This is a genomic window from Eubacterium ramulus (assembly GCF_045002895.1).
In the GTDB taxonomy this organism is placed as follows: Bacteria; Bacillota; Clostridia; order Lachnospirales; family Lachnospiraceae; genus Eubacterium_I; species Eubacterium_I ramulus.
Genome location: NZ_CP173382.1, coordinates 952,354 through 974,663 on the forward strand (window position 1 = coordinate 952,354; position 22,310 = coordinate 974,663).

Below are 22,310 nucleotides of genomic sequence, written 5' to 3' on the forward strand. Positions count from 1 at the left end.
TAAAACAATACAAAGATCAGGAAATCCAGTTTGTATGTTTGAGAACCTTGTAAGTTTGTAATGGTGTAAAACTGATCTTTACCATGCTGTGTGTCCTCAAAGTTTGAGAACCTTGTAAGTTTGTAATGGTGTAAAACAACTCAAGGAAGAGTATGCTTTTTCCGGTGTTTGAGAACCTTGTAAGTTTGTAATGGTGTAAAACAAATTCTACGGTTCAAAAGTTTTACAGTCGGTTTGAGAACCTTGTAAGTTTGTAATGGTGTAAAACTCGATAGCCCAGCTATCAACATCACGCCAGTTTGAGAACCTTGTAAGTTTGTAATGGTGTAAAACTGCAATTCCAAACCATTTGGCAATTACAGTGTTTGAGAACCTTGTAAGTTTGTAATGGTGTAAAACTTTTCACGTTTCCTACACCTCCTAAAATCCGTTTGAGAACCTTGTAAGTTTGTAATGGTGTAAAACAGTTATGATTTCTTTGCCAACGTATACTCGTTTGAGAACCTTGTAAGTTTGTAATGGTGTAAAACTAACAAGCGCAAACAATCTGGATCTTGGATGTTTGAGAACCTTGTAAGTTTGTAATGGTGTAAAACTATTCATAAAGTCCGGCTATCGTAATTCTAGTTTGAGAACCTTGTAAGTTTGTAATGGTGTAAAACTGCGTTTCAGAATTAATCCAGAACGACGCAGTTTGAGAACCTTGTAAGTTTGTAATGGTGTAAAACATTTGCTTTCAAGATTAAACAAACGCAATTGTTTGAGAACCTTGTAAGTTTGTAATGGTGTAAAACTGATAACCGTAAATTTCATTTCCGTTAGCGTTTGAGAACCTTGTAAGTTTGTAATGGTGTAAAACAACAACCTTCCCTTCTGCGTCCATTCAGTCGTTTGAGAACCTTGTAAGTTTGTAATGGTGTAAAACAAACTACAAATTATCTCAGCAGATAAAAAAGTTTGAGAACCTTGTAAGTTTGTAATGGTGTAAAACGGCATATTCGTCAGATCCCAAAGTAAGCCAGTTTGAGAATACCAACAAGTAAGAAGCATTTACCAAAAAAAGTTTATTAATTACACAAAAGAAGGAGTTGAGAAATTTGTCTAAATCAGAAACGGTTTTAGAGCTTCAAGAATTATTAAAGGATATGAGATCCATTACAGTGGATCTTAATAGAAGCATTTCTAGTCTAAAAGAGATTTTAGATGTTGAAGAATTTATTCCTACTAGCTTGGGAGAGAAAATAAGGACATATTTAGAGAAGATAAATGAAAAACAGACGGAGTTTGTTTCAAAATATGAAGCTCTTAATAGTCGTGAGCCCAATACAAAATATGTGGTTCTCGAAAATGAATTGGAAGAAGCTAAGAAGGTTTTCGAAGAAAATGATAGGTATGTAAATGGAATTAAATTCTTTTTGTCTTTGCACTCTGATGATGAAAAAACAGAGAATATTTTGCAGAATAGAAAAAATACTTTAAATAACTTAAACATTGATGCAATGGAACGTGATGATTTACAGTCGTTAGGAAAACCATATATTTGGTTACAAGAGGCATTCTGGGAAATAGATGCTAAGAAAAAGTTTTCTTTAATGTATAGATTGGCATCATGCTTTGAAGAAGAAATTGCTATGGGTATTCAGTTTGGCACATTGTCCATAAAAGAGCCAAATGATGAAGTGTTAAATGTAGAAATTACCAACAATAGTTCCGAGAAGGGGGCGGTTGAGCTTGATACTTCAGAATCACCAGTAGACGAAACAGAAAAGGATGAGAACAATTATGTGGTAAAAAATGAATCGAAAGAATCTGAAATGGAAGAACCTGAACTGGTTGATAACGTTGCTGGCAAAGAGTATGAAGGAATCTTGGTTAAGGAAAAGCCTTTTATTTTGCATGTCCAAATGAGTTCAAAGGCAGAAACTAAATTTGGCGTAAAAGAGTTCAGAAATGATATCATAAAACAGTATCCAAAAGAAAAACTTGAGTGTATGGTTGAAGCTTTAAAGGGCTGTGGGTATTCAATAAAAAGTATTACAGAAAAGAAGAATGGTAAAGCAGAAAGCTATAAACTTTCTACTGAAAAATTGTACCAGTTTGGTTATTTGAAAAGATATGTAGTTGATAAAATGGGTGAGTTTTTCACTTTGTCTCCACGTGGAGAACGTGCTTTTGTAGCAAAAGATTCTCTTTCTTTTATTAATCAGAATATAAAAGAAAAAGTATCTTCACAAGATGATGGTGAACCAATTGAAGATACTGCAAATTCGTCAATTGTGCGTCTTCTTTCTTTTGACAGTAGCATTAAACAACGTAAGTTGGTTCCTGATTATGAATTTGTGATTAGGATGAATGTAATGGCAACAGATTATTTTGTTGAAGGATATCCTGGCAAGGATAGTGATATTACTAACTGGTTCGCTGGAATAGTGACGGAAAATGTTGAACAATTACAAGAATTTAAAGAAACTGTAAATGATAAAGTTAATCCAGGAGATGTATTAATTGTTACGGGAAATACGTTGGAACAGGCAGAGACTGTAGCTAATTGGTTATTAAGCGAGTTTACGCTCGAATTGAGAAATATTGGTTATACTACATTATTTGAGAATTCTGTGTATGATATCGCAACAAAAGAGCCAATTTTGTTTGAAACGAAGGAATCTATTGAAAATGATGAGAATTTAACGGCAGAGCCACCTATTTTGAAAGAAAAAAAGGAGAAACAGCAATCGGAAGATGAAACAGTTTCACTTGAAGAATCTGAAAATACTGGCGAAAACAAAACGATAGGAAAAAATGGTGTTGCTGAAAATGAGTCTATGCTGAAAGATTTTCTTGCCATCACATTGTATTCACTAAGTTAGATTTCTGGTTACTGTTTACACGTCACTATTCCGCGAGGTGTTTTCGGGCTGTAAGCACGAAAATGCCGAGACATACGGCGAGAAATGGTGCATTCTGCATCATTTCTGTGCATTGCGAAGAGTGTTGCTGGTCACTGTGCAAATTACGCTTAAACGGAACGCCAGTTCCGCTACTGCGGAACGGCTATTCCATTTTTAACGGTACGAAGTACCGCTAGATTACATCATTCTGTTTCACACATATTTATACCGTTCATCTCCAGACGATACGTATGGTGCTTATCCGTGATTCGTGTAAGACATGCATCGGCGTAGGTGTTATCGGCAAACATATCGAACCATGTGCTGACTGGAAATTGTGAGATGACTACAGTTGATTTTCTTCCATCTCTGGTTGTTGTTGACTCCTTAAATTAGCATAATACTGATCTACTTGCCTGTCTCTGGAATGATCTGTATACTGTCATTAGTTTACAGAAAGAAAAAGGTCCCAGAGCACCCACCGTGACAAGTCGTGTACTCTGAGACCATGGTCAAAAACCATGATTATTATATCAGATTACACACTGGTCCTCAAAGAGGATATCGGTGTTTTTTGTTGAGAGCAGTGAGAACTCCCATATATGCCCTATCTGTCAGGGAATGCTCCGTTACAGGGATTCCCGTCCTCGCATCTGCAAAAAGGAGGGCGGAACGAGGGAACGTCTGATGATCCGCAGGTTCCGATGCCAGAACTGTCATAGTTATTACAATGAACTTCCTAACTGTCTTGTTCCCTATAAACATTACGAAGCAGAGGTGATTGCTGATGTTCTGGATGAAGTTATCCTTCCGGAAGACCTGGACTCTGAGGATTATCTGTCCTTCAACACCATGCTCCGCTGGCTTCAATGGTTTCGTGAAAACCTGCAACGTATAGAAGGATATTTACGAACCGCTGGATATCAGATATTAAATCTGGGAGAGGAACTCCTGTTTACTCCAGACTTACTGCTCAACAAGATTATTGAGGGGGTTAGTAAATAAGCCTTCTCGCTGGCTATCTATTGAGGGGCAAATTGAAAACTGCATATTGCGAAGCTAAACGGCCGGATTTGCGGAGCAAAACGGTCGCATTCCGTTTCTGAACAGCCGAATTGCTACCAACCTGTGTAATCTAATCCTTATAATGATAGTAGCCATCTCAGGGATGAGGATAATGTATGCAGTTGGATTACAAGGACATCATTATCAAACACTACGTGCTATCAATGTCCGGTAGCGAAATAGCTCGTCAGATTGGTTTCAGCAAGTCTGGCGTTAATGACTTCTTGAGAGCATTCAAGAAGTGCGAAGATCTGAACTATCCATTACCAGCAGGCATCACTAACTATGGTATTGCCCTGAAGGCGTATGGATCTGTAGCTGGATCAGGAGGTCGAAATGAGAACAAAGTCAAAATGAGAATCCCTAATTACAAATTTTATGGTACTATGTAGTTACCGCACTGAAGGAGGATCTCATTATGGCAAACCTCATTTTAACTTGTACTAAATCTTGACATAGGACCACTTCACGATTGGCATTGTTTGAGAACCTTGTAAGTTTGTAATGGTGTAAAACTCTTTCCCGGAAAGGCAACAGAGAAAAAATGATAGAATTTGGAAAATTGGAATATTATTTGTTGGTGGTAAATGCAATAGGTGCATTGGCCTATCTGATAAATCTGCTTTTGTATAGACATACCGCAAACGGGCGGATAGATGTGATCGTGACGATGGTATCTTTACTTGGCGGTTCGGCGGGTATGCTGCTTATGATTTTACTTTTTGACAGGAAAGCGGAAAAAGAAAATATGATGTCTCGGGTGTTTATTATATGCATTTTCATTATTCAGGTGATTATGCTGTTGATTTTCAAAGGACATCATGCAGAGCATTTTACATTTGCATTCTGGAAGTTCTTTGCAGAACACCGGATATTGCTGATATATCTTGGGATCATGAATCTTGTGACATTTATCGTATTTGCGATTGATAAGGTCAATGCCAGAGCAAATCGTTCCAGAATCAAAATCGTGACACTGCTTGGATTATCATTTGCCGGCGGATCTGTGGGCGGACTCATTTCTATGTATCTGTTCCGACACAAGACACAAAAGGACTACTTTACGGTTGGAATGCCGCTGATAATTGTGATGCAGGTTGTTGTTTTGTTTTATGTAATGAATGCGGGGTGGTAGAGTAGGGGGGGATAGGATATTTTCATCGGCGTGTTTTATCTCAGTCGAGAAGACTCCCACTTCTGCAAGTGGTGAGTAATAACAAGTCTTTCTCAGTGGGAGTACAATCTCCGACTGAGATAAACGCTCCGCGAGGATGTGCAGTGATTCTGAGAAGAATATGTCAGCTTACGCTGACCAGAATCGCGCACCAAGTCTCACGTGTGTTCGACTTGAATGGATCCCATATATAATTGATTTATTCAGCGCATTTGCACTGATAAAAAGCTGGATTTTTTGATGGAAAAGTGCTAAAGTAATAAGACAACGTGTTTCGGGATGGAGAAGATTACGGAGGTACAAAAAATGCAACCAATGTATGTATCAATTCAGCAAAAAGAAACAGGCAATCGAATCAAGAGTTTGCTGAAGCAGAATGGTTATACGGTCAAAGATATTCAGGGAGCTATGGGATTCGAGAATCCGCAGGCGGTGTACAAATGGCTGTCTGGAAGATCCTTGCCAAGCATCGACAATTTTATTATTTTGAGCAGATTATTGCATACCAGTATAGAAGATATCCTCGTCATTGACGGGGATATTGTTCGTTTATGGAGCTGTTACCTTATTTTTTATAAAAATCAACCGTTTTTCGAAAAAAATATTCCTCAATAGTATAATAATACTTTCCTTTGTAAACCGGCAGTTTAGTGAAATATAAACGACAAAGTGTTATAGTAAATACAGCAGAAGTAAAATGATAATGAGAAGGGGGATTTGTTATGCAGAAGATGACATCAGCCTATGCGAATAAAAAATTAAAGAGTCTGGAAGAGGATAAGGCATTTTGGGTAAATAAAGAAGCAACTTCATGTACTTACATCGCAGCAATTAATGAAGAGCCGGTGATCCCGGAATATGATTATTTGGAAGTGGCACAGATCATTGAAGATATTGATGCTAAGATAGCGGTGCTCAAGCATGCCATCAATCTGAATAATGCTATGGCAAAAGTACCGGTTGGCGATGAGAAAATGAGCATTGATACAATTTTGGTCAAGATGGCGCAGTTGAACAAACGTAAAAATATACTCGATATGATGCGTAAGCAACTTCCGAAGGAGCGGCTTGATAATTCTTACCGGGTCAGAAATTCGATAGCAGAATATCGTTATATCAACTATGATCTGGCACTGATCAAACAGGAATACGAGCGTGTATCTGATATGATTTTGTTAATGCAGATGTCGCTTGATAAATATAATCAGACAGTAGAGTTTGAAGTAGATTTTTAAAGAAAGATTTCCCTGCACTTCTGATGAATCTGTAAGATAGTTAGAGTGATAAAATATCAAAGTTATCCGTACAAGATTGAACATACATAGCGCGGAAAAAAAGATGGGTTATTGTTTATTGATATTGATTTATTTGTTATGAGTTATTTCTTAAAGTTATGGTTCAAAGTTCAGTTTGTTGAATGGGAAAAATATAATCAAGAAAATCTTGTAAATCTTGTAAAAAACCTGCAGGAAACTGCTTGTGTGGAGGTTCGGTTACATACACAATATTTTGACAAAAATTGGAAAATACAGAAAAATATGAAAGATCGACTGTGTATCGGAAATGGATATACCGTCGATTTTTGTATTTATGAATGATTGTGGGGCAGACAGCGACAATAAGCAGGTGATGGGGTTTAAAACGATAAGTTTATATGATTTTATCTGAATTATTTCGCGATAAACGGCGTATAATTACGAAAAAGTATTGACGCAGACGTATTACAATGAAATAATACGGCTAGGAGGTGCATTTATAATGTTCAAAATAAATCCATACAGACCAGGCGCTGGATTAATGCCAATTTATCTTGCCGGTCGTGACGATGATCTTGAAAATATAGACAGTCTGTTTATGGCGATGACTTATAATATCCCTGTGCAGTCCGTGATTTTCAGCGGTTTGCGTGGGGTGGGGAAAACGGTTCTAATCAATAGCTTACAGAAGAAAGCGGAAGAAAAAAATATTTTCTGCAAGCATATCGAAGTGGAGGAACGGAATGACTTTATTTCGCAGATTGCAAGCTGTTCACAGGCATTTTTACGAAAAATCAGTGCAAAGGAAAAGTTTAAACATCTGATTCAGAAACCGTTGGAGGCAATTAAATCTCTGGTGATTTCTTTTGATCCAAATGACAGTACCTTTTCCTTAGCTGTTCAGGAAAGAGAGCTGTATAAAAGTTCGAACCTTACGCAGAGTCTGACAGATGTATTTACGACTCTGGGAGAGGCGGCCTATCAGTCAGAGATACCGATCTGCTTTTTTATTGATGAGATCCAGTATATGAAGTCTGCAGAACTTGGTGCACTGATAGCGGCACTTCATCGGACGAACCAGCTGGGCTATCCGATTATGATCGTGGGAGCCGGATTACCGAAAATATATGCGATGCTTTCAGAGAAAAAATCCTATTCAGAACGCTTGTTTCTATATAAAGAAATCGGTTCTTTGAGCAAAGAGCAGTCTGAGGCGGCGATCCGGGTTCCGGCTGGAAAATTTGATGTGCATTATACGGATGAGGCGATTGACCGAATTGTGGAAATTACAAAGGGATATCCGTTTTTTATTCAGCAGCTTTGTCAGATTGTTTATCAGAATACAGATAGCAAATCAATTGATGTGACGGATGTTGAACAAAATATTGAAGAATTTTGGTCTGTACTTGACAATGGATTTTTCAAGGTGCGTTATGAGCGGTGTTCTGCTTCAGATAAGAAATTTATTTTCGCAATGGTACAATGTGGGGAACTTCCCTGTACGATTTCGAATGTGGCAAAAATCATGGGAAAATCAGTCACATCGATTTCCACAGCGAGGGCACAGCTGATCAGCAAAGGGATTATTTATCCGGTACGTTACAAGGAACTTGATTTTACGGTTCCGGAATTTTCCGGATTTATTCAGCGATTAAGTGAATATCAGCAATGTGAATAGGGGATGTTCAGCAACAATTCCGGCAAATCGTTCATTGACATCTGTTTCATCTCTGATAAAATAGGATAGACATTAAATGATTGATATTTTATAAAGCATGAGAGAATGAAAAGGTGACAGAACATATGAGCAAAACAGGATTAATTGTAGAAGGCGGCGGAATGAAGTGTGCATATAGTGCAGGTATTCTGGATGCCTTTCTGGATAAAAATATAACATTTGATTATGCCATCGGTGTGTCAGCAGGGTCCGCAAATGTGGCATCTTTTTTGGCAGGGCAGCGTGAGCGTAATCTTCGCTACTATACAGATTGGATCAAGGATCCGGGATATTTTGGTATAAAGAGTTTTATCAAAACCGGGAATTTGTTTGGTTTGCAGCATATTTACGGTGATATGACGAATTCTACCGGTGTGGATCCGATTGATTTTCCTGCATTGAGTGCGAATCCTACGGAATACTGGATCGTGGCAACGGATGCTGCGACAGGAACACCGGTATATTTTCCAAAGAGCAAGATGAAACAGGATGATTACCGCTGTATTATGGCTTCCTGTGCGCTGCCGGCAGCATGCAAACCAATTGAGATTGACGGAAAACTATATTATGACGGCGGCGTGACAGATGCGATCCCGGTGCAGCGTGCGCTGGATGATGGCTGTGATAAGATCGTTGCGATTTTATCAAAGCCAAGAGGATTTATAAAGAAACCGGAAGGTATGCGTTTCTTATACAGCAGAATGTGCCGTAAGTTTCCAAATACAGTGAAAGCACTGGATAACCGTCATATTATGTATAGTAAATGCCAGCAGCAGCTGTTTGATCTGGAAAAAGAAGGCAAAGCATTTATTTTTGCACCGAGCAATCCACCGAAAATGAGTACCTATACGATGGATCGGGAAGTAGAACAGCAATTATATGATCTTGGGATGAAGGACTTTCATGATGCTGAGGATCGATTCAAAAAATTTCTTATTTGATAGGAAGTTGTGCTATGGATGATGTTATATGGGAGAATATGTGATCGTACACTTTCTTGCAATATAATATTTACTGAAAAAACGGTAAAAAGTTTTACATCGGGATAAGAAAAACCGGTTGATTTATAGATAGACATAGTGTATATTTTTTAGTGGATGGACAAGGAGACGGAGGAAAAAGTATGAGCGAAACAGTCCGCGTAGCAGTGGATGCCATGGGTGGTGACAACGCACCGGGAGAAATCGTAAAAGGTGCGGTACAAGCTGTTCAGGCAGAGAAAGATATCAAAGTATTTCTGGTAGGCAGACAGGATGCTGTCAATGCTGAACTTGCAAAATATACTTATGATAAGGAAAAAATTGAAGTTGTACATGCCGAGGAAGTTATTGAGATGGCAGAACCGCCGGTAAATGCGATTCGTAAGAAGAAACAGTCATCTCTGGTGATCGGAATGAATATGATTAAGCATCAGGAAGCAGATGCCATTGTGACAGCCGGAAGTACCGGAGCTACTTTAGTTGGCGGTCAGGTGTTGGTTGGCAGAATTAAAGGCATTGAACGTCCGCCGTTGGCACCTTTAGTTCCGACGGAAAAGGGAGTTTCACTTCTGATCGACTGTGGAGCGAATGTGGATGCACGTCCGTCACATCTGGTGCAATTTGCCCAGATTGGATCTATTTATATGGAGAACATTGTCGGAATCAAGAATCCGAGAGTGGCGATCCTGAATATCGGAGCAGAAGAGGAAAAGGGCAATCAGCTGGTAAAGGAGACGTTTCCATTGCTGAAAGAATGTCCTGGTATCAATTTTATCGGAAGTATTGAAGCACGGGAGATTCCACATGGCGGTGCCGATGTGATTGTCTGTGAGGCATTTGCGGGAAACATCGTACTGAAACTGTATGAAGGTGTGGCTGCGACATTACTTTCCAAAGTAAAAGAAGGACTGATGTCATCTCTCCGGTCTAAAATTGGAGCACTTTTGATTAAACCTGCATTAAAACAGACATTGAAGTCCTTTGATGCCTCCCAGTATGGTGGAGCTCCTCTGCTTGGGCTGAATGGTCTGGTGGTCAAGACACATGGCAGTGCGAAAGCAATTGATGTGAAGAATTCTATTCTTCAGTGCGTGACATTCAAGCAGCAGGATATTAATGGTAAAATCAAAGAGCATATTATTGTAGAAAAATAACAGGGAGGGAGGATTTGCGTCATGGAGTTTGATAAAATTAAAAGTATCATCAGTGAAGTATTAAGCATTGATGCTGATGGTATTACAGAAGAGACTACTTTTGTAGATGATCTTGGAGCAGATTCCTTGGATATTTTCCAGATTATTATGGCAATCGAGGAAGAGTTTGAGATCGAGATTCCGACAGAAGAAGCAGAAAAAATCACAACTGTTGGCGATGCGGTAGAACAGATTAAAAAAGCATTGTAAGAATCAGTATAACAGGAAAATGGATGCTGTTGCAGTGAGTATTTGTCTCTGCAACAGCTCTTTGTTTTACAGGAGGAATGATATGGAACAGCTCAAAGAGTTTCAGAAAAAAATCGGTTATCAGTTTCAGCAGGAAGGTCTGCTGCGCCAGGCACTGACTCACAGTTCTTATGCCAATGAACATCGGATGAAAAAATTATCCGATAATGAGCGTCTGGAGTTTTTGGGAGATGCGGTGCTGGAAATCGTAACCAGTGATTTTTTATATCATGAGCATACGGATGTGCCGGAGGGGGAACTGACCCGTGTGCGTGCAAGTATTGTATGTGAACAGACACTGGCATTTTGTACCAGAGCACTGAATCTGGGTAATTATCTTTTTCTTGGAAAAGGTGAGGATCAGACCGGTGGTCGAAAGAGAAAATCTATTTTGTCAGATGCATTTGAGGCAATTATCGGAGCCATTTATCTGGATGGTGGTTTTGCTAATGCAAAAGAGTTTATTCATCGTTTTGTGCTGAATAATGTGGAGCATATGCAGCTCTTTTATGATAGCAAGACTATCCTGCAGGAGATCGTGCAGGGAGATGAGCATAGCGGAAAGCTGGAGTATGTGCTGGTAGAAGAATCTGGTCCGGATCACAATAAGAATTATAAAGTAGAAGCCCGTATCGGCAATAAGAGTTATGGCTGCGGTGAGGGACATACCAAGAAGGCAGCAGAACAGGAAGCTGCTTATCAGGCCATTCTGGAACTGAGAAAGAAGGACAAGTAAAAGTAATAAACGGAGGAATGTATGTATCTTAAATCAATCGAGGTACATGGTTTTAAATCATTTGCCAATAAAATTGTATTTGAGTTTCATAACGGAATTACCGGTATTGTAGGTCCGAACGGCAGTGGAAAGAGCAATGTTGCAGATGCGGTCCGCTGGGTGCTTGGTGAACAGAAGGTAAAGCAGCTGCGAAGCGCCAGTATGCAGGATGTTATTTTTGCAGGAACGGAAAATCGAAAGCCGGTAAGTTTTGCCTATGTGGCCATCACACTGGATAATTCGGATCATCAGCTACCGTTGGACTATAATGAAGTGACAGTAGCACGACGGGTGTATCGTTCCGGTGAGAGCGAGTATCTGATCAACGGTACCCAGTGTCGTCTGAAGGATGTCAATGAGCTTTTTTATGATACCGGTATTGGTAAAGAAGGCTATTCTATTATTGGTCAGGGACAGATTGACAAGATTTTGAGTGGCAAACCTGAGGAACGCCGGGAATTGTTTGATGAGGCAGCCGGAATTGTTAAATTCAAGCGTAGAAAAGCAACGGCATTGAAAAAACTGGAAGATGAGCAGCAGAATCTAGTGCGTGTCAATGATATTCTGGCGGAGTTGACGCGACAGGTAGGCCCTCTGGAACGACAGGCGGAACACGCGAAAGTTTATCTGAAGAAAAAGGAAGAACTGAAGGAGTGCGATCAGAATCTGTTTTTACTCGAGATGGAACGGATGGATACCGAATTGGAGGGTCTGGAGGAGAAATGTGGTATTACAGAGCATCAACAGGCGGAAATCCGGCAGAAATTTGAAGGAATCAAATCCCGTTATGAGGAGCTTGAGAAGCAGGTTGCGCAGGCAGATGAACAGATTGGTGAACTGCAGCAGAGTATGAATGATACCGGTGTTTCGAAAGAAAAACTGGAGGGACAGATCAATGTTCTGCGGGAACAGATCCATACAGCACAGCAGAATGAGGAACATGTCAGAAGCCGTGTGGAGGCACTGCAGGCCGATGTGGACCGCCAGCAGAAGGAAGGCGAGGATTACAGCAGCCGGCAGACGGAACTGGAAGCCGGCATTCGTGAAATCGAGCAGAAGAAGCGTTTGCTGACAGAAAAGCTGGAGACATTGCGGAAAGAGACAGCCGGAATGGAGCAGCAGATGGAAGCAGGGAAGGCAGAAATTTTGCGTTTGCTGAATGCCCGCGCTTCCATGAAAGCAGAACAACAGCGTCTGAAAACGATGCAGGAACAGGCTTCTATCCACCGGGCGCAGTTAAATAAGGAATTGCTGGAGCAGAAGAGCGGCGGTGATGATGTCAGCGGATTACTGTTCAAACAGGAAAAAGAATTGGCAGAACTGAAGGAACAGATTGTGTCCATGGAGGAAGAAAAGACTTCCATTGAAAAGAAGCGGACTAACTGGCAGCAGGAGTTTGAAGAACTGCGTGGCCGGATGGATCAGTGCAAGGAGCAATATCACAAGGACAGTTCCCGTCTGGAATCTCTGCGGAATATCGCGGAGCGCTATGACGGATATGGCAACAGCATCCGCCGGATCATGGAGCGTAAGGCAGATACACCGGGAATTCACGGTGTTATCGCAGATCTGATCAAAGTGGAAAAAGCGTATGAGACCGCCATTGAGACAGCACTGGGCGGAAGTATCCAGAATATTATAACGGACAATGAGGATACTGCCCGTCAGATGATTGAATATCTGAAAAAGAACCGGTATGGTCGTGCTACATTTTTGCCGCTGACCAGTGTGTCTGCACCGGAGCATGTTCCGGCGGAAAAAGCGTTAGGTGAGACCGGTGTCATTGGTATTGCAAGCAGTCTGGTGCACACGCAGCCACAGTATGAAAAGGTGGCAGGTTATCTGCTGGGACGGGTGCTTGTAATGGACACCATTGAGCATGCGGTGATGGTTGCCAGAAAGTTCCGTTATTCTCTGCGTATCGTTACCATGGAGGGCGAGTCACTGCAGCCTGGCGGTTCCATGACCGGTGGTGCGTTCCGAAACAACAGCAATCTGCTGGGACGGAATCGTGAGATTGAGATTTTAGAAAAACAAGTGGCTGACTGCCGTGCACAGGCGCAGGAAATCCGCAGTCGGATGGAAGATGTGAAGACCGCAAATGCACTGCTGAAGGATGATTATGAAGAATTGCAGGTAAATCTGCAGCAGGCTTATCTACATAAAAACACATTAGAGATGGAGACCAGTCATATTCGGGAGCAGCAGGAAAAACAGGAAGCTGCTTATGCCGGCATTCATGAAGAGATTGCCAAAATTGATGCGGATAAAAAAGAATGGTCCATCGATCAGGCACAGATGGAAGAACAGATACAGATGTCTGTGGACAAGGAAGCTGAAATAACCGGTCAGAATAATGTTTTATCTCAACAGGTAGAAAATAAAAATCTGGAGATTGAGAGTGTTTCCCAGGATCTGAATGATGTTCTGTTGGAGATTGCACAGAAACAGCAGCAAAATAATTTCCTGCAGCAGAATATCCGGAGAACGGAAGAAGAAATCCACCGTCTGAATCAGGAGAAGAAGCAGATTTTGGAGGACAGTGCAAATAGTGAGACTGCCATTGAAGAGCGGGAAAAACAGATCAGACAGCTGCAGGAACAGTCAGAAGCAGCTGTTTTACAAAAGCAGGGGCTGGATGAGAAACTGACGGTAATCCGTACACAGAAAGAAACAATGCTTGGAGAGCAGAAAAACTTTTTTGCACAGCGGGAAGAACTTTCACAGACTATGAGTGATCTGGATAAAGAACTGTTCCGATTGAATCAGCAGAAGGAAAAGACGGAGCAGGCACAGGATTCTCTGACTACTTATATGTGGGAAGAGTATGAAATCACCTATCATGTAGCAAAGGGAGCAGAACGGCCGGAGAAGCTGAACGTAGCTGAACTCAAAAAGCAGATCACAGGTATCCGGGATGAAATCCGTAAGCTTGGAAATGTCAATGTCAATTCCATTGAAGAGTATAAGAGTGTTTCGGAGCGTTATGAATTCCTGTCCGCACAGCATGCGGATCTGGAGGAAGCGAAAGCGAGTCTGGAGAAGATCATTACAGAACTTGATGAAGGTATGCGTAAGCAGTTTGCAGAGAAATTTGCAGATATTCAGCGGGAGTTTGACAGGACATTTAAGGAGTTGTTCGGCGGAGGAAAAGGTTCACTGGAGCTGACCGGTGAGGAAGATACAAATGACATTTTGGAATGTGGTATCAAGATCATTGCGCAGCCGCCGGGAAAGAAACTTCAGAATATGATGCAGCTGTCCGGTGGAGAAAAGGCACTGACAGCGATTGCATTGTTATTTGCAATCCAGAACTTAAAGCCATCTCCGTTCTGTCTGTTAGATGAGATCGAGGCAGCCTTGGATGACTCTAACGTTGATCGGTTTGCTAATTATCTGCATAAGCTCACAAAAAATACGCAGTTTATTGTTATTACTCATCGACGGGGAACTATGACAGCCGCAGATCGTCTGTATGGTATCACCATGCAGGAGAAAGGTGTGTCTGCATTGGTTTCCGTCAACCTGATTGAAAAAGAGCTGGATGCGTAATCTGGAAACAGTTTTTATACAAAATTTATTTGAGAAAGGAAGAATAGTATGGCTGAAGAAAAAAAGGGTTTTTTTAAACGACTGGTCAGTGGTCTGACCAAAACCCGTGACAATATCGTGTCCGGATTTGATTCTATTTTCAGCGGATTTTCACATATTGATGATGATTTTTACGAGGAACTGGAAGAAATTCTTGTAATGGGTGATATCGGAATCCATGCCACAGAAGAAATCATCGAAAATCTGAAGAAAAAAGTAAAAGAAAACCATATCAAAGAGCCGGCAGACTGCCGAGAGCTGCTGATCAACAGTATCAAAGAACAGATGTATGTAGGTGATACAGCGTATCGCTTTGAAGAGGAAACCTCCGTCGTTCTGGTCATCGGCGTCAATGGCGTTGGAAAGACTACTACCATTGGAAAATTGGCAGGAAAATTGAAAAGCCAGGGGAAAAAAGTGATTCTTGGAGCGGCGGATACTTTTCGTGCCGCTGCGGGTGAACAGCTGACAGAGTGGGCAAATCGTGCCGGTGTGGAGATCGTTGGTGGTCAGGAAGGATCTGATCCGGGTTCCGTTGTATACGATGCCGTGCAGGCAGCAAAAGCCCGGAAAGCAGATGTATTACTGTGTGATACTGCAGGACGTCTGCATAATAAGAAAAACCTGATGGAAGAATTAAAGAAGATTAACCGTATTCTGGAAAAAGAGTATCCGGAAGCATACCGCGAGACTTTAGTAGTTCTGGATGCCACTACCGGGCAGAATGCACTCGTTCAGGCAAAGCAGTTCAGCGAGGCTGCCGAGATCACAGGTATTGTATTGACCAAGATGGACGGAACGGCCAAGGGAGGAATTGCAGTTGCAATTCATTCTGAACTTGGTATTCCGGTAAAATATATTGGTGTAGGAGAAAGCATTGATGATCTGCAGAAATTTGATGCAGATCAGTTTGTTGATGCACTGTTTGAGAAGGAGGACGTAAATGAGTGAAATGTTGACACTGGATCGTTTTGAGGAAGCCAGTGAAATTGTCAAAAAAGTAACACAGGAGACAAAGCTGGTATACAGTGAATATTTAAGCGAACAGACAGGTAATAAAGTATATTTGAAACCGGAAAATATGCAGTTTACCGGTGCATATAAAGTGCGTGGTGCTTATTACAAGATTAGCACATTGACAGAAGAAGAGCGTCAGCGTGGTCTGATCACCGCATCCGCAGGAAATCATGCACAGGGTGTGGCTTATGCGGCAAAACGTTATGGTGCAAAGGCAACCATCGTAATGCCAACTACAACACCACTGATCAAAGTAAACCGTACGAAGAGTTATGGTGCAGAAGTTGTCCTGTACGGAGATGTATATGATGAGGCTTGTGCAAAAGCATATGAGCTGGCAGAAGAGCACGGATATACTTTTATCCATCCTTTCGATGATCCTGCGGTTGCAACCGGTCAGGGAACCATTGCAATGGAAATCTTTCAGGAACTTCCGCTGGTAGAATATATTCTGGTACCAATCGGTGGCGGCGGACTTGCAACGGGTGTATCTACACTTGCAAAATTGTTGAATCCGAAGATTAAAGTCATCGGTGTAGAGCCTGCTGGCGCAAATTGTATGCAGGAATCTCTGAAGACCGGTGAAGTAGTGACTTTACCACAGGTAAATACGATTGCAGACGGTACTGCTGTAAAGACGCCGGGAAGTAAAATTTTTCCGTATATTCAGGAGAATCTGGATGATATCATTACCGTTCATGATGATGAACTGATTGTAGCATTTCTGGATATGGTAGAAAATCATAAAATGATCGTAGAAAATTCCGGTTTGCTGACCGTGGCAGCACTGAAACACTTAAGTGTAAAAGATAAACGTGTCGTTTCTATCTTAAGTGGCGGAAATATGGATGTCATCACCATGTCCTCTGTAGTACAGAAAGGTCTGATCCTGCGCGATCGTATCTTTACTGTATCCATTCAGCTTCCGGATAAACCGGGTGAATTGTGCAGAGTCGCAGGTGTTGTAGCCAGTGTACAGGCGAATGTTATCAAACTGGATCATAACCAGTTCATATCTTCCAACCGGAATGCAGCTGTGGAAATCCGGATTACCATGGAAGCATTTGGTACCGAGCATAAAAAACAGATTATTGCGGCACTTCGTGATGCGGGCTATGAACCAAACTTGATCCAGGCGGTGCTGTAATTTTTTGTTTAGCTCAGTCGAGAAGACTCCCACTTCTGCAAGTGGTGAGTAATAACAAGTCTTTCTCAGTGGGAGTACAATCTCCGACTGAGATAAACGCTCCGCGGGGATGTGCAGTGATTCTGAGAAGAATATGTCAGCTTACGCTGACCAGAATCACGCACCAAGTCTCACGTGCGTTCGACTTGAATGGCTAATTATTTCACTGTGTAAATAGCGAAAACGAAGCATCCTGTCAGGGGTAGTGAGCGTCTAGCGTTCCGACAGGATGCTTCGTTTTCGCATTAAAAATTAAATTTCAGCCAACAACAAGACAAATAAGCTTTACTCTCCGTCGTGGAACCGGGACAAAAACTGCCGTGTCCGTTCTTCCTTCGGATGTTCGAATACCTGATAAGGATCACCCTGTTCAAGGATATAGCCATCATCCATGAAGATAACCTGATCCGCCACATCCCGGGCAAAGGCCATTTCATGTGTTACTATGACCATTGTTGTCTTGGTTTCCGCTAATTCTTTGATGACTTTCAGTACTTCGCCGGTCAGTTCCGGATCCAGGGCAGAAGTTGGCTCATCAAAACAGAGAATATCCGGTTGCATGGCCAGTGCGCGGGCGATTGCAACACGCTGACACTGTCCACCGGAGAGTTGATGCGGGTAGTTGTTGATCCGTTCGGAAAGTCCCATCTGCTTTAAAAGACTGACAGCCTGTGCTTCAATTTCGTCGTGGATTTCTTTTTTTCGTGCTTTATAGTCCGGACGCTCTTTGGCAAGTAATTCCTTTGCGAGCATAACATTTTTCAGTGCTGTATATTGAGGAAAGAGATTAAAAGACTGAAAAACAAGTCCGAAATGCAGACGGTTTTTACGGATTTCCGATTCCTGCATGGTTGTTGGATTTGCTGCATCAAAGACCGTTTTGTCCTTGACGCGGATCATACCATTGTCCGGCTGTTCCAGGAAATTCAGGCAGCGCAGAAGCGTGGTTTTTCCACTTCCGGAAGAACCAATGATGGACAGTACCTGGCTTTCTTCCAGAGAAAAGCTGATATCCTTCAGCACCTTTGTCTGTCCAAAGGATTTGCATAAATGTTCTGCTTCTAAAATTTTCATGATCAGTTTCTCCTTTTATCTGAAATAATCCAGTTTCTTTTCTAATTTTCCAAGTACCACTGTCAGAATACCGTTGAAAATAAGGTAGTAGATGGCGGTGAAGAACAGTGGCCAGATCTGTCCGGAAATACCCTGAGAACCTTTCATAAAGGCCTGTCCTGCCCAGATGATCTCCTGCAGTGCAATGATGCGTGCGAGAGAAGTGTCCTTTACCAGTGTCAGGATTTCGTTTGACATTGGTGGAATGATTCTTTTTACCATCTGTAATAATTTTACACGGAAGAAAATCTGGGATTTGGTCATGCCCAGAACCAATCCGGCTTCTTCCTGACCTACCGGTACACTTTGAATACCACCGCGGTAGATTTCGGAAAAGTAGCAGGCATAGTTCAAAATGAAGGAAACGGATGCTGCGAGGAAACGTCCGGTTTCGCCGCCGCCCCAGATTGGGTTATGTAATACCAGTCCCGGGAAAAAGTAGATGATCAGTAACTGGATCATCAGAGGGGTACCGCGGACAACCCAGATCAGAAGTTTAAAAAAAGCACTGACTGGTTTGATGCGGGACATGGAACCGAAACAGATTGCAAGACCCAGAGGACATGCGCCAATCAGGGTAATGACAAAAAGTCGTAATGTCTGTAAAAAGCCGATATTTAAGGAATGAATGACAATCGGCAGCTGTTGTGAAAAATCCATGATAGTTCCTGCTTTCTCTAAATATTTTTGTCACAGCTCACGCATCATATGCATTGAATTCATGCGTATGCCTACGTGAAAAAACGTGTGAACGGTACATTTTTATGCACAACAAAGAGCGGAAACTCCGCTCTCTGTTTTTAATTAAAAATCACTATTTATTTTACAAATCTCAACAAACAAATATCTCTCAACAAACAAATATTACTCAACAAACAAATATTACTCAACAAACAAATGTTTCTCAACAAACAAATATTACTCAACAAACAAATATCTCTCAATAAAACAAGGATATAACCAGATAAGACCGGATAGCGGTTATTTGGTTATGAATAAGCAACATAAGCAAATGGCTATGTTGTGTGATCACAGGATTATTTCTGTTCAACAACTGCAGCCTGTACACCATATTTTTCAGCAATCTGCTCCATGGATCCGTCAGCATAGCTGGATTTGAAGAAGTTATTTAATTCCACAGCCAGATCAGAACCTTTTCTGAAACCGACACCGTATTCTTCATCATTTAATCCAATGGTGTAAGTCAGGTTGGAATAACCGGTGCCTTCGCCAACCATTGCGGCAGCCATCAGGGAATCGATGATAGCAGCATCGGATGTGCCTGCAGCAACTTCCATCAGTGCATCTGACTGAGCAGTAACAGCAGTGTAGTTTAAGCCAAGTTCCTGAGCCTGTGCTTCGCCGGCACTTCCGGATTCAACAGCAAAAGTGAGATCTTTTAAGCTGTCTTTGTCCTGATATTTATCAGCTACGTCAGACGGAACAACAACTACCTGTGCATTGTTACAATAAGCGGTTGTACAGGACATGGAACTTGTTACTTCATCTGTCAGTGTCATGCCATTCCATACACAGTCGATGGTTTTTCCATCTAATTCAAGGATTTTGTTGTCCCAGTCGATTTCTACAAACTCAACATCTACGCCAAGACTTTCGGCAAAAGCAGATGCAAGGTCAGCATCAAATCCAATCCAGTTTCCGTTTTCATCCTGATAATCCATTGGCTCGAAATCTGTGATACCTACCACCAAAGTACCTTTGTCTTTAACATAAGCAAGATCGCTGTCTGTGCTTTCTGCTGTTGCAGAGGTATCTTTGCTGTTGCCTGCGGAAGCAGATCCGCTGCTGTTTGTATTGCCACATGCAGCCATGGAAGCGACCATACCCGCAGCAAGAACGAGTGCTAATAATTTCTTTTTCATCTTCTTTTCTCTCTCCTCTGATAAATCTTTCTTAAAACATGCTACCATGTTACCAATTTACCATACTAAAGTCAAGAAAAAAATGAAAAAAGTTTTTATACAGCAAGGATATTCGCGCTATAGATCATACAGAATATAGGGGTATTTTTGTTATTACAGAATGACAAAAGGGTCTGAACTCATATTGTAAGTATCGGAAACAATATGAATTCAGCCCCTTCTTATTTTGAGAGGATTGTGGGAGTGCAAAGCACGAAGCAATCCGTGTGTTCAAGAAACAAGGATTTAGTTATCTTCTTCATCCGAAGATGCCATTGTATATACAGAACGTTTTCTTGCCATCTCATCACTTTCCAGATATTCATCGTATGTGGTGATTTTGTCAATGATTGAGCCGTTTGGCATAAATTCAATGATGCGGTTTGCGGTTGTCTGTACAATCTGGTGATCGCGGGAAGCGAAGAGCAGTACACCCGGGAATTTGATCAGACCGTTGTTCAGAGCGGTGATGGATTCCATATCCAGGTGGTCGGTCGGCTCATCCAGAATCAGTACATTGGATGCTTCGATCATCATGCGGGAGAAGAGTACACGTACTTTTTCACCACCGGAGAGTACACGCATCTTTTTAACACCGTCCTCGCCAGGAAAGAGCATACGGCCAAGAAATCCGCGGACATAAGTAGCGTCTTTGATCTCGGAGAACTGTGTCAGCCAATCTACAATGATAAGATCTGTATCAAAAATTTTGGTATTGTCTTTCGGGAAATAGGACTGGCTTGTGGTAACACCCCACTTGTAAGTACCTTCATCCGGTTCCATTTCGCCTGTTATAATTTTAAATAAAGTAGTTTTTGCAAGCTCATTGCTTCCGACAAATGCGATTTTATCTTCGCGGTTTACGATAAAGGATACGTTATCCAGAATTTTAACACCGTCGATGGTTTTACTTAATCCTTCTACAAGAAGCACTTCATTACCAATTTCGCGGGATGGGCGGAAGTCAATGTATGGGTATTTGCGGCTGGACGGTTTGATCTCATCCAGCTGGATTTTCTCCAGTGCTTTTTTTCTGGAAGTAGCCTGTTTGGATTTGGAAGCATTTGCAGAGAAACGGGAGATGAACTCCTGTAATTCCTTGATTTTCTCCTCTTTCTTTTTGTTCGCTTCTTTCATCTGTTTTACCATTAACTGGCTGGATTCATACCAGAAGTCATAGTTTCCGGCATAAAGCTGGATTTTTGCGTAGTCAATATCAGCGATATGAGTACAAACTTTGTTTAAAAAATAACGGTCATGAGATACGACAATGACAGTATTTTCAAAGTTGATCAGGAATTCTTCCAGCCATGCGATAGCATCAAGATCAAGGTTGTTTGTCGGCTCATCCAGCAGCAGGATATCCGGATTTCCGAATAATGCCTGTGCAAGCAGGACTTTAACTTTCAGCGGACCTGGCAGATCTCCCATGGTAGCGTAGTGGAATTCAGTGTCAATTCCAAGACCGTTCAGCATGGTAGCGGCATCAGATTCTGCATTCCAGCCATCCATATCGGCAAATTCCGCCTCAAGTTCACTGGCACGGATACCATCTTCATCTGTGAAATCTTCTTTCATGTAGATGGCATCTTTTTCTTTCATGATCTCATAGAGACGTTTGTTTCCCATGATAACAGTATCAAGAACGGTGTAGGCATCGTACTTGAAGTGATCCTGCTGCAAGAAGGAAAGTCGTTGGCCGGCGGTGATGGAGATATCGCCGTTTGTTGGCTCCAACTGTCCACTTAAAATCTTCAGAAATGTGGATTTGCCGGCACCATTGGCACCAATCAGACCGTAGCAGTTGCCTTCTGTAAATTTAATATTTACATCTTCAAACAACGCCTTTTTACCGATTCGTAATGTTACATTATTTGCACTGATCATAAATTCTTCTCCTTAACTTCTTTATTATATATGTGTTTTATTTCTAATAATTTACCTCTGGTATTGTACACAAGATTATATATAAAAGCAAGGAAAACATGCGCAGAAGAATGATTTTTGCATCACAGAAAACATTTAGAAAATTTTTTGGGGGTGTGGCTGCATTTTTTGCGGGGGCAAAGCGACTGCGTTCATGAGCAAGTAGCGAAAACGGATTGCGAATGTCCGCTTTACTGATGTTTCTAAAATAGAAACTTTATGCTTGGGTATGACGGTTTATGATTTTAAATGAATAAA

The 22,310-nt window shown here is 41.5% G+C and carries 19 protein-coding genes and 1 CRISPR repeat array (1 of these 20 running past the window's edge); of the genes, 14 read left to right on the top strand and 5 right to left on the bottom strand.

Going from position 1 to position 22,310, the window contains the following annotated elements; translation table 11 throughout:
* Positions 1-991: direct repeats of the CRISPR family, unit length 36 nt; unit sequence GTTTGAGAACCTTGTAAGTTTGTAATGGTGTAAAAC; it begins 30 nt to the left of the window's first position.
* Between the two features lie 106 nt (positions 992-1,097).
* On the top strand, positions 1,098-2,867 hold the full coding sequence (locus tag ACIRUQ_RS04255; RefSeq protein WP_055288899.1) for a hypothetical protein: 1,770 nt from the start codon (positions 1,098-1,100) through the stop codon (positions 2,865-2,867).
* Between the two features lie 224 nt (positions 2,868-3,091).
* Here the strand turns inward: ACIRUQ_RS04255 and ACIRUQ_RS04260 are convergent, their stop codons facing one another.
* Entirely contained in the window at positions 3,092-3,199 is a 108-nt protein-coding gene (locus tag ACIRUQ_RS04260; RefSeq protein ID WP_242831171.1) for an ATP-binding protein, read from the bottom strand.
* Positions 3,200-3,455: 256 nt separating this feature from the next.
* On the opposite strand from ACIRUQ_RS04260, the gene ACIRUQ_RS04265 reads away from it, so the two are divergent.
* The 13 genes from ACIRUQ_RS04265 (at position 3,456) to ilvA (ending at position 17,052) form a co-directional block, all read left to right on the top strand.
* Positions 3,456-3,893, top strand: coding sequence for a DUF6431 domain-containing protein (locus ACIRUQ_RS04265; protein WP_070103930.1), 438 nt, complete (start codon positions 3,456-3,458; stop codon positions 3,891-3,893).
* Between the two features lie 176 nt (positions 3,894-4,069).
* Entirely contained in the window at positions 4,070-4,345 is a 276-nt protein-coding gene (locus ACIRUQ_RS04270) for a sigma-70 region 4 domain-containing protein (protein WP_021737695.1), read from the top strand.
* A gap of 152 nt (positions 4,346-4,497) precedes the next feature.
* A complete protein-coding gene (locus ACIRUQ_RS04275) occupies positions 4,498-5,088 on the top strand; it encodes a DUF1294 domain-containing protein (RefSeq protein ID WP_021737696.1) in 591 nt (196 codons plus the stop codon).
* 345 nt (positions 5,089-5,433) lie between these two features.
* Entirely contained in the window at positions 5,434-5,742 is a 309-nt protein-coding gene (locus ACIRUQ_RS04280) for a helix-turn-helix transcriptional regulator (protein WP_022036443.1), read from the top strand.
* Positions 5,743-5,849: 107 nt separating this feature from the next.
* A complete protein-coding gene (locus tag ACIRUQ_RS04285) occupies positions 5,850-6,362 on the top strand; it encodes a hypothetical protein (RefSeq protein ID WP_022036442.1) in 513 nt (170 codons plus the stop codon).
* A 523-nt stretch (positions 6,363-6,885) separates the two neighbouring features.
* Positions 6,886-8,061, top strand: coding sequence for an ATP-binding protein (locus ACIRUQ_RS04290; protein WP_055288891.1), 1,176 nt, complete (start codon positions 6,886-6,888; stop codon positions 8,059-8,061).
* A gap of 125 nt (positions 8,062-8,186) precedes the next feature.
* A complete protein-coding gene (locus ACIRUQ_RS04295; RefSeq protein ID WP_055288889.1) occupies positions 8,187-9,041 on the top strand; it encodes a patatin family protein in 855 nt (284 codons plus the stop codon).
* A 182-nt stretch (positions 9,042-9,223) separates the two neighbouring features.
* Positions 9,224-10,234 carry a phosphate acyltransferase PlsX gene (gene plsX, locus ACIRUQ_RS04300; protein WP_055288888.1) on the top strand — a complete coding sequence of 337 codons (1,011 nt, stop codon included), beginning with the start codon at positions 9,224-9,226 and terminating at the stop codon, positions 10,232-10,234.
* A 21-nt stretch (positions 10,235-10,255) separates the two neighbouring features.
* Positions 10,256-10,483 (top strand): acyl carrier protein, encoded by a 228-nt coding sequence (gene acpP, locus ACIRUQ_RS04305; protein WP_021739726.1) that lies wholly within the window; start codon positions 10,256-10,258, stop codon positions 10,481-10,483.
* A gap of 82 nt (positions 10,484-10,565) precedes the next feature.
* The gene (gene rnc / locus ACIRUQ_RS04310; protein ID WP_055288886.1) at positions 10,566-11,258 is read left to right on the top strand and encodes a ribonuclease III; all 693 of its coding nucleotides are present in this window, start codon (positions 10,566-10,568) and stop codon (positions 11,256-11,258) included.
* Positions 11,259-11,279: 21 nt separating this feature from the next.
* Positions 11,280-14,849: a chromosome segregation protein SMC gene (gene smc, locus ACIRUQ_RS04315; protein WP_055288884.1), complete on the top strand. Its 3,570-nt coding sequence runs from the start codon at positions 11,280-11,282 to the stop codon at positions 14,847-14,849.
* A gap of 48 nt (positions 14,850-14,897) precedes the next feature.
* A complete protein-coding gene (gene ftsY, locus ACIRUQ_RS04320) occupies positions 14,898-15,839 on the top strand; it encodes a signal recognition particle-docking protein FtsY (RefSeq protein ID WP_021739729.1) in 942 nt (313 codons plus the stop codon).
* Position 15,840: 1 nt separating this feature from the next.
* Positions 15,841-17,052, top strand: a complete 1,212-nt coding sequence (ilvA, locus tag ACIRUQ_RS04325; protein ID WP_055289015.1) for a threonine ammonia-lyase — start codon at positions 15,841-15,843, stop codon at positions 17,050-17,052.
* 324 nt (positions 17,053-17,376) lie between these two features.
* On the opposite strand, the gene ACIRUQ_RS04330 is transcribed toward ilvA, so the two are convergent.
* The 4 genes from ACIRUQ_RS04330 to ACIRUQ_RS04345 form a co-directional block, all read right to left on the bottom strand.
* A complete protein-coding gene (locus ACIRUQ_RS04330; protein WP_021739731.1) occupies positions 17,377-18,165 on the bottom strand; it encodes an amino acid ABC transporter ATP-binding protein in 789 nt (262 codons plus the stop codon).
* A 15-nt stretch (positions 18,166-18,180) separates the two neighbouring features.
* Complete coding sequence (locus ACIRUQ_RS04335) at positions 18,181-18,864, bottom strand: amino acid ABC transporter permease (RefSeq protein ID WP_021739732.1); 684 nt, start codon at positions 18,862-18,864, stop codon at positions 18,181-18,183.
* A 377-nt stretch (positions 18,865-19,241) separates the two neighbouring features.
* Positions 19,242-20,087, bottom strand: coding sequence for a transporter substrate-binding domain-containing protein (locus ACIRUQ_RS04340; RefSeq protein WP_055288882.1), 846 nt, complete (start codon positions 20,085-20,087; stop codon positions 19,242-19,244).
* A gap of 285 nt (positions 20,088-20,372) precedes the next feature.
* Positions 20,373-22,013, bottom strand: a complete 1,641-nt coding sequence (locus ACIRUQ_RS04345) for an ABC-F family ATP-binding cassette domain-containing protein (RefSeq protein ID WP_021739734.1) — start codon at positions 22,011-22,013, stop codon at positions 20,373-20,375.
* Positions 22,014-22,310 lie beyond the last annotated feature (297 nt).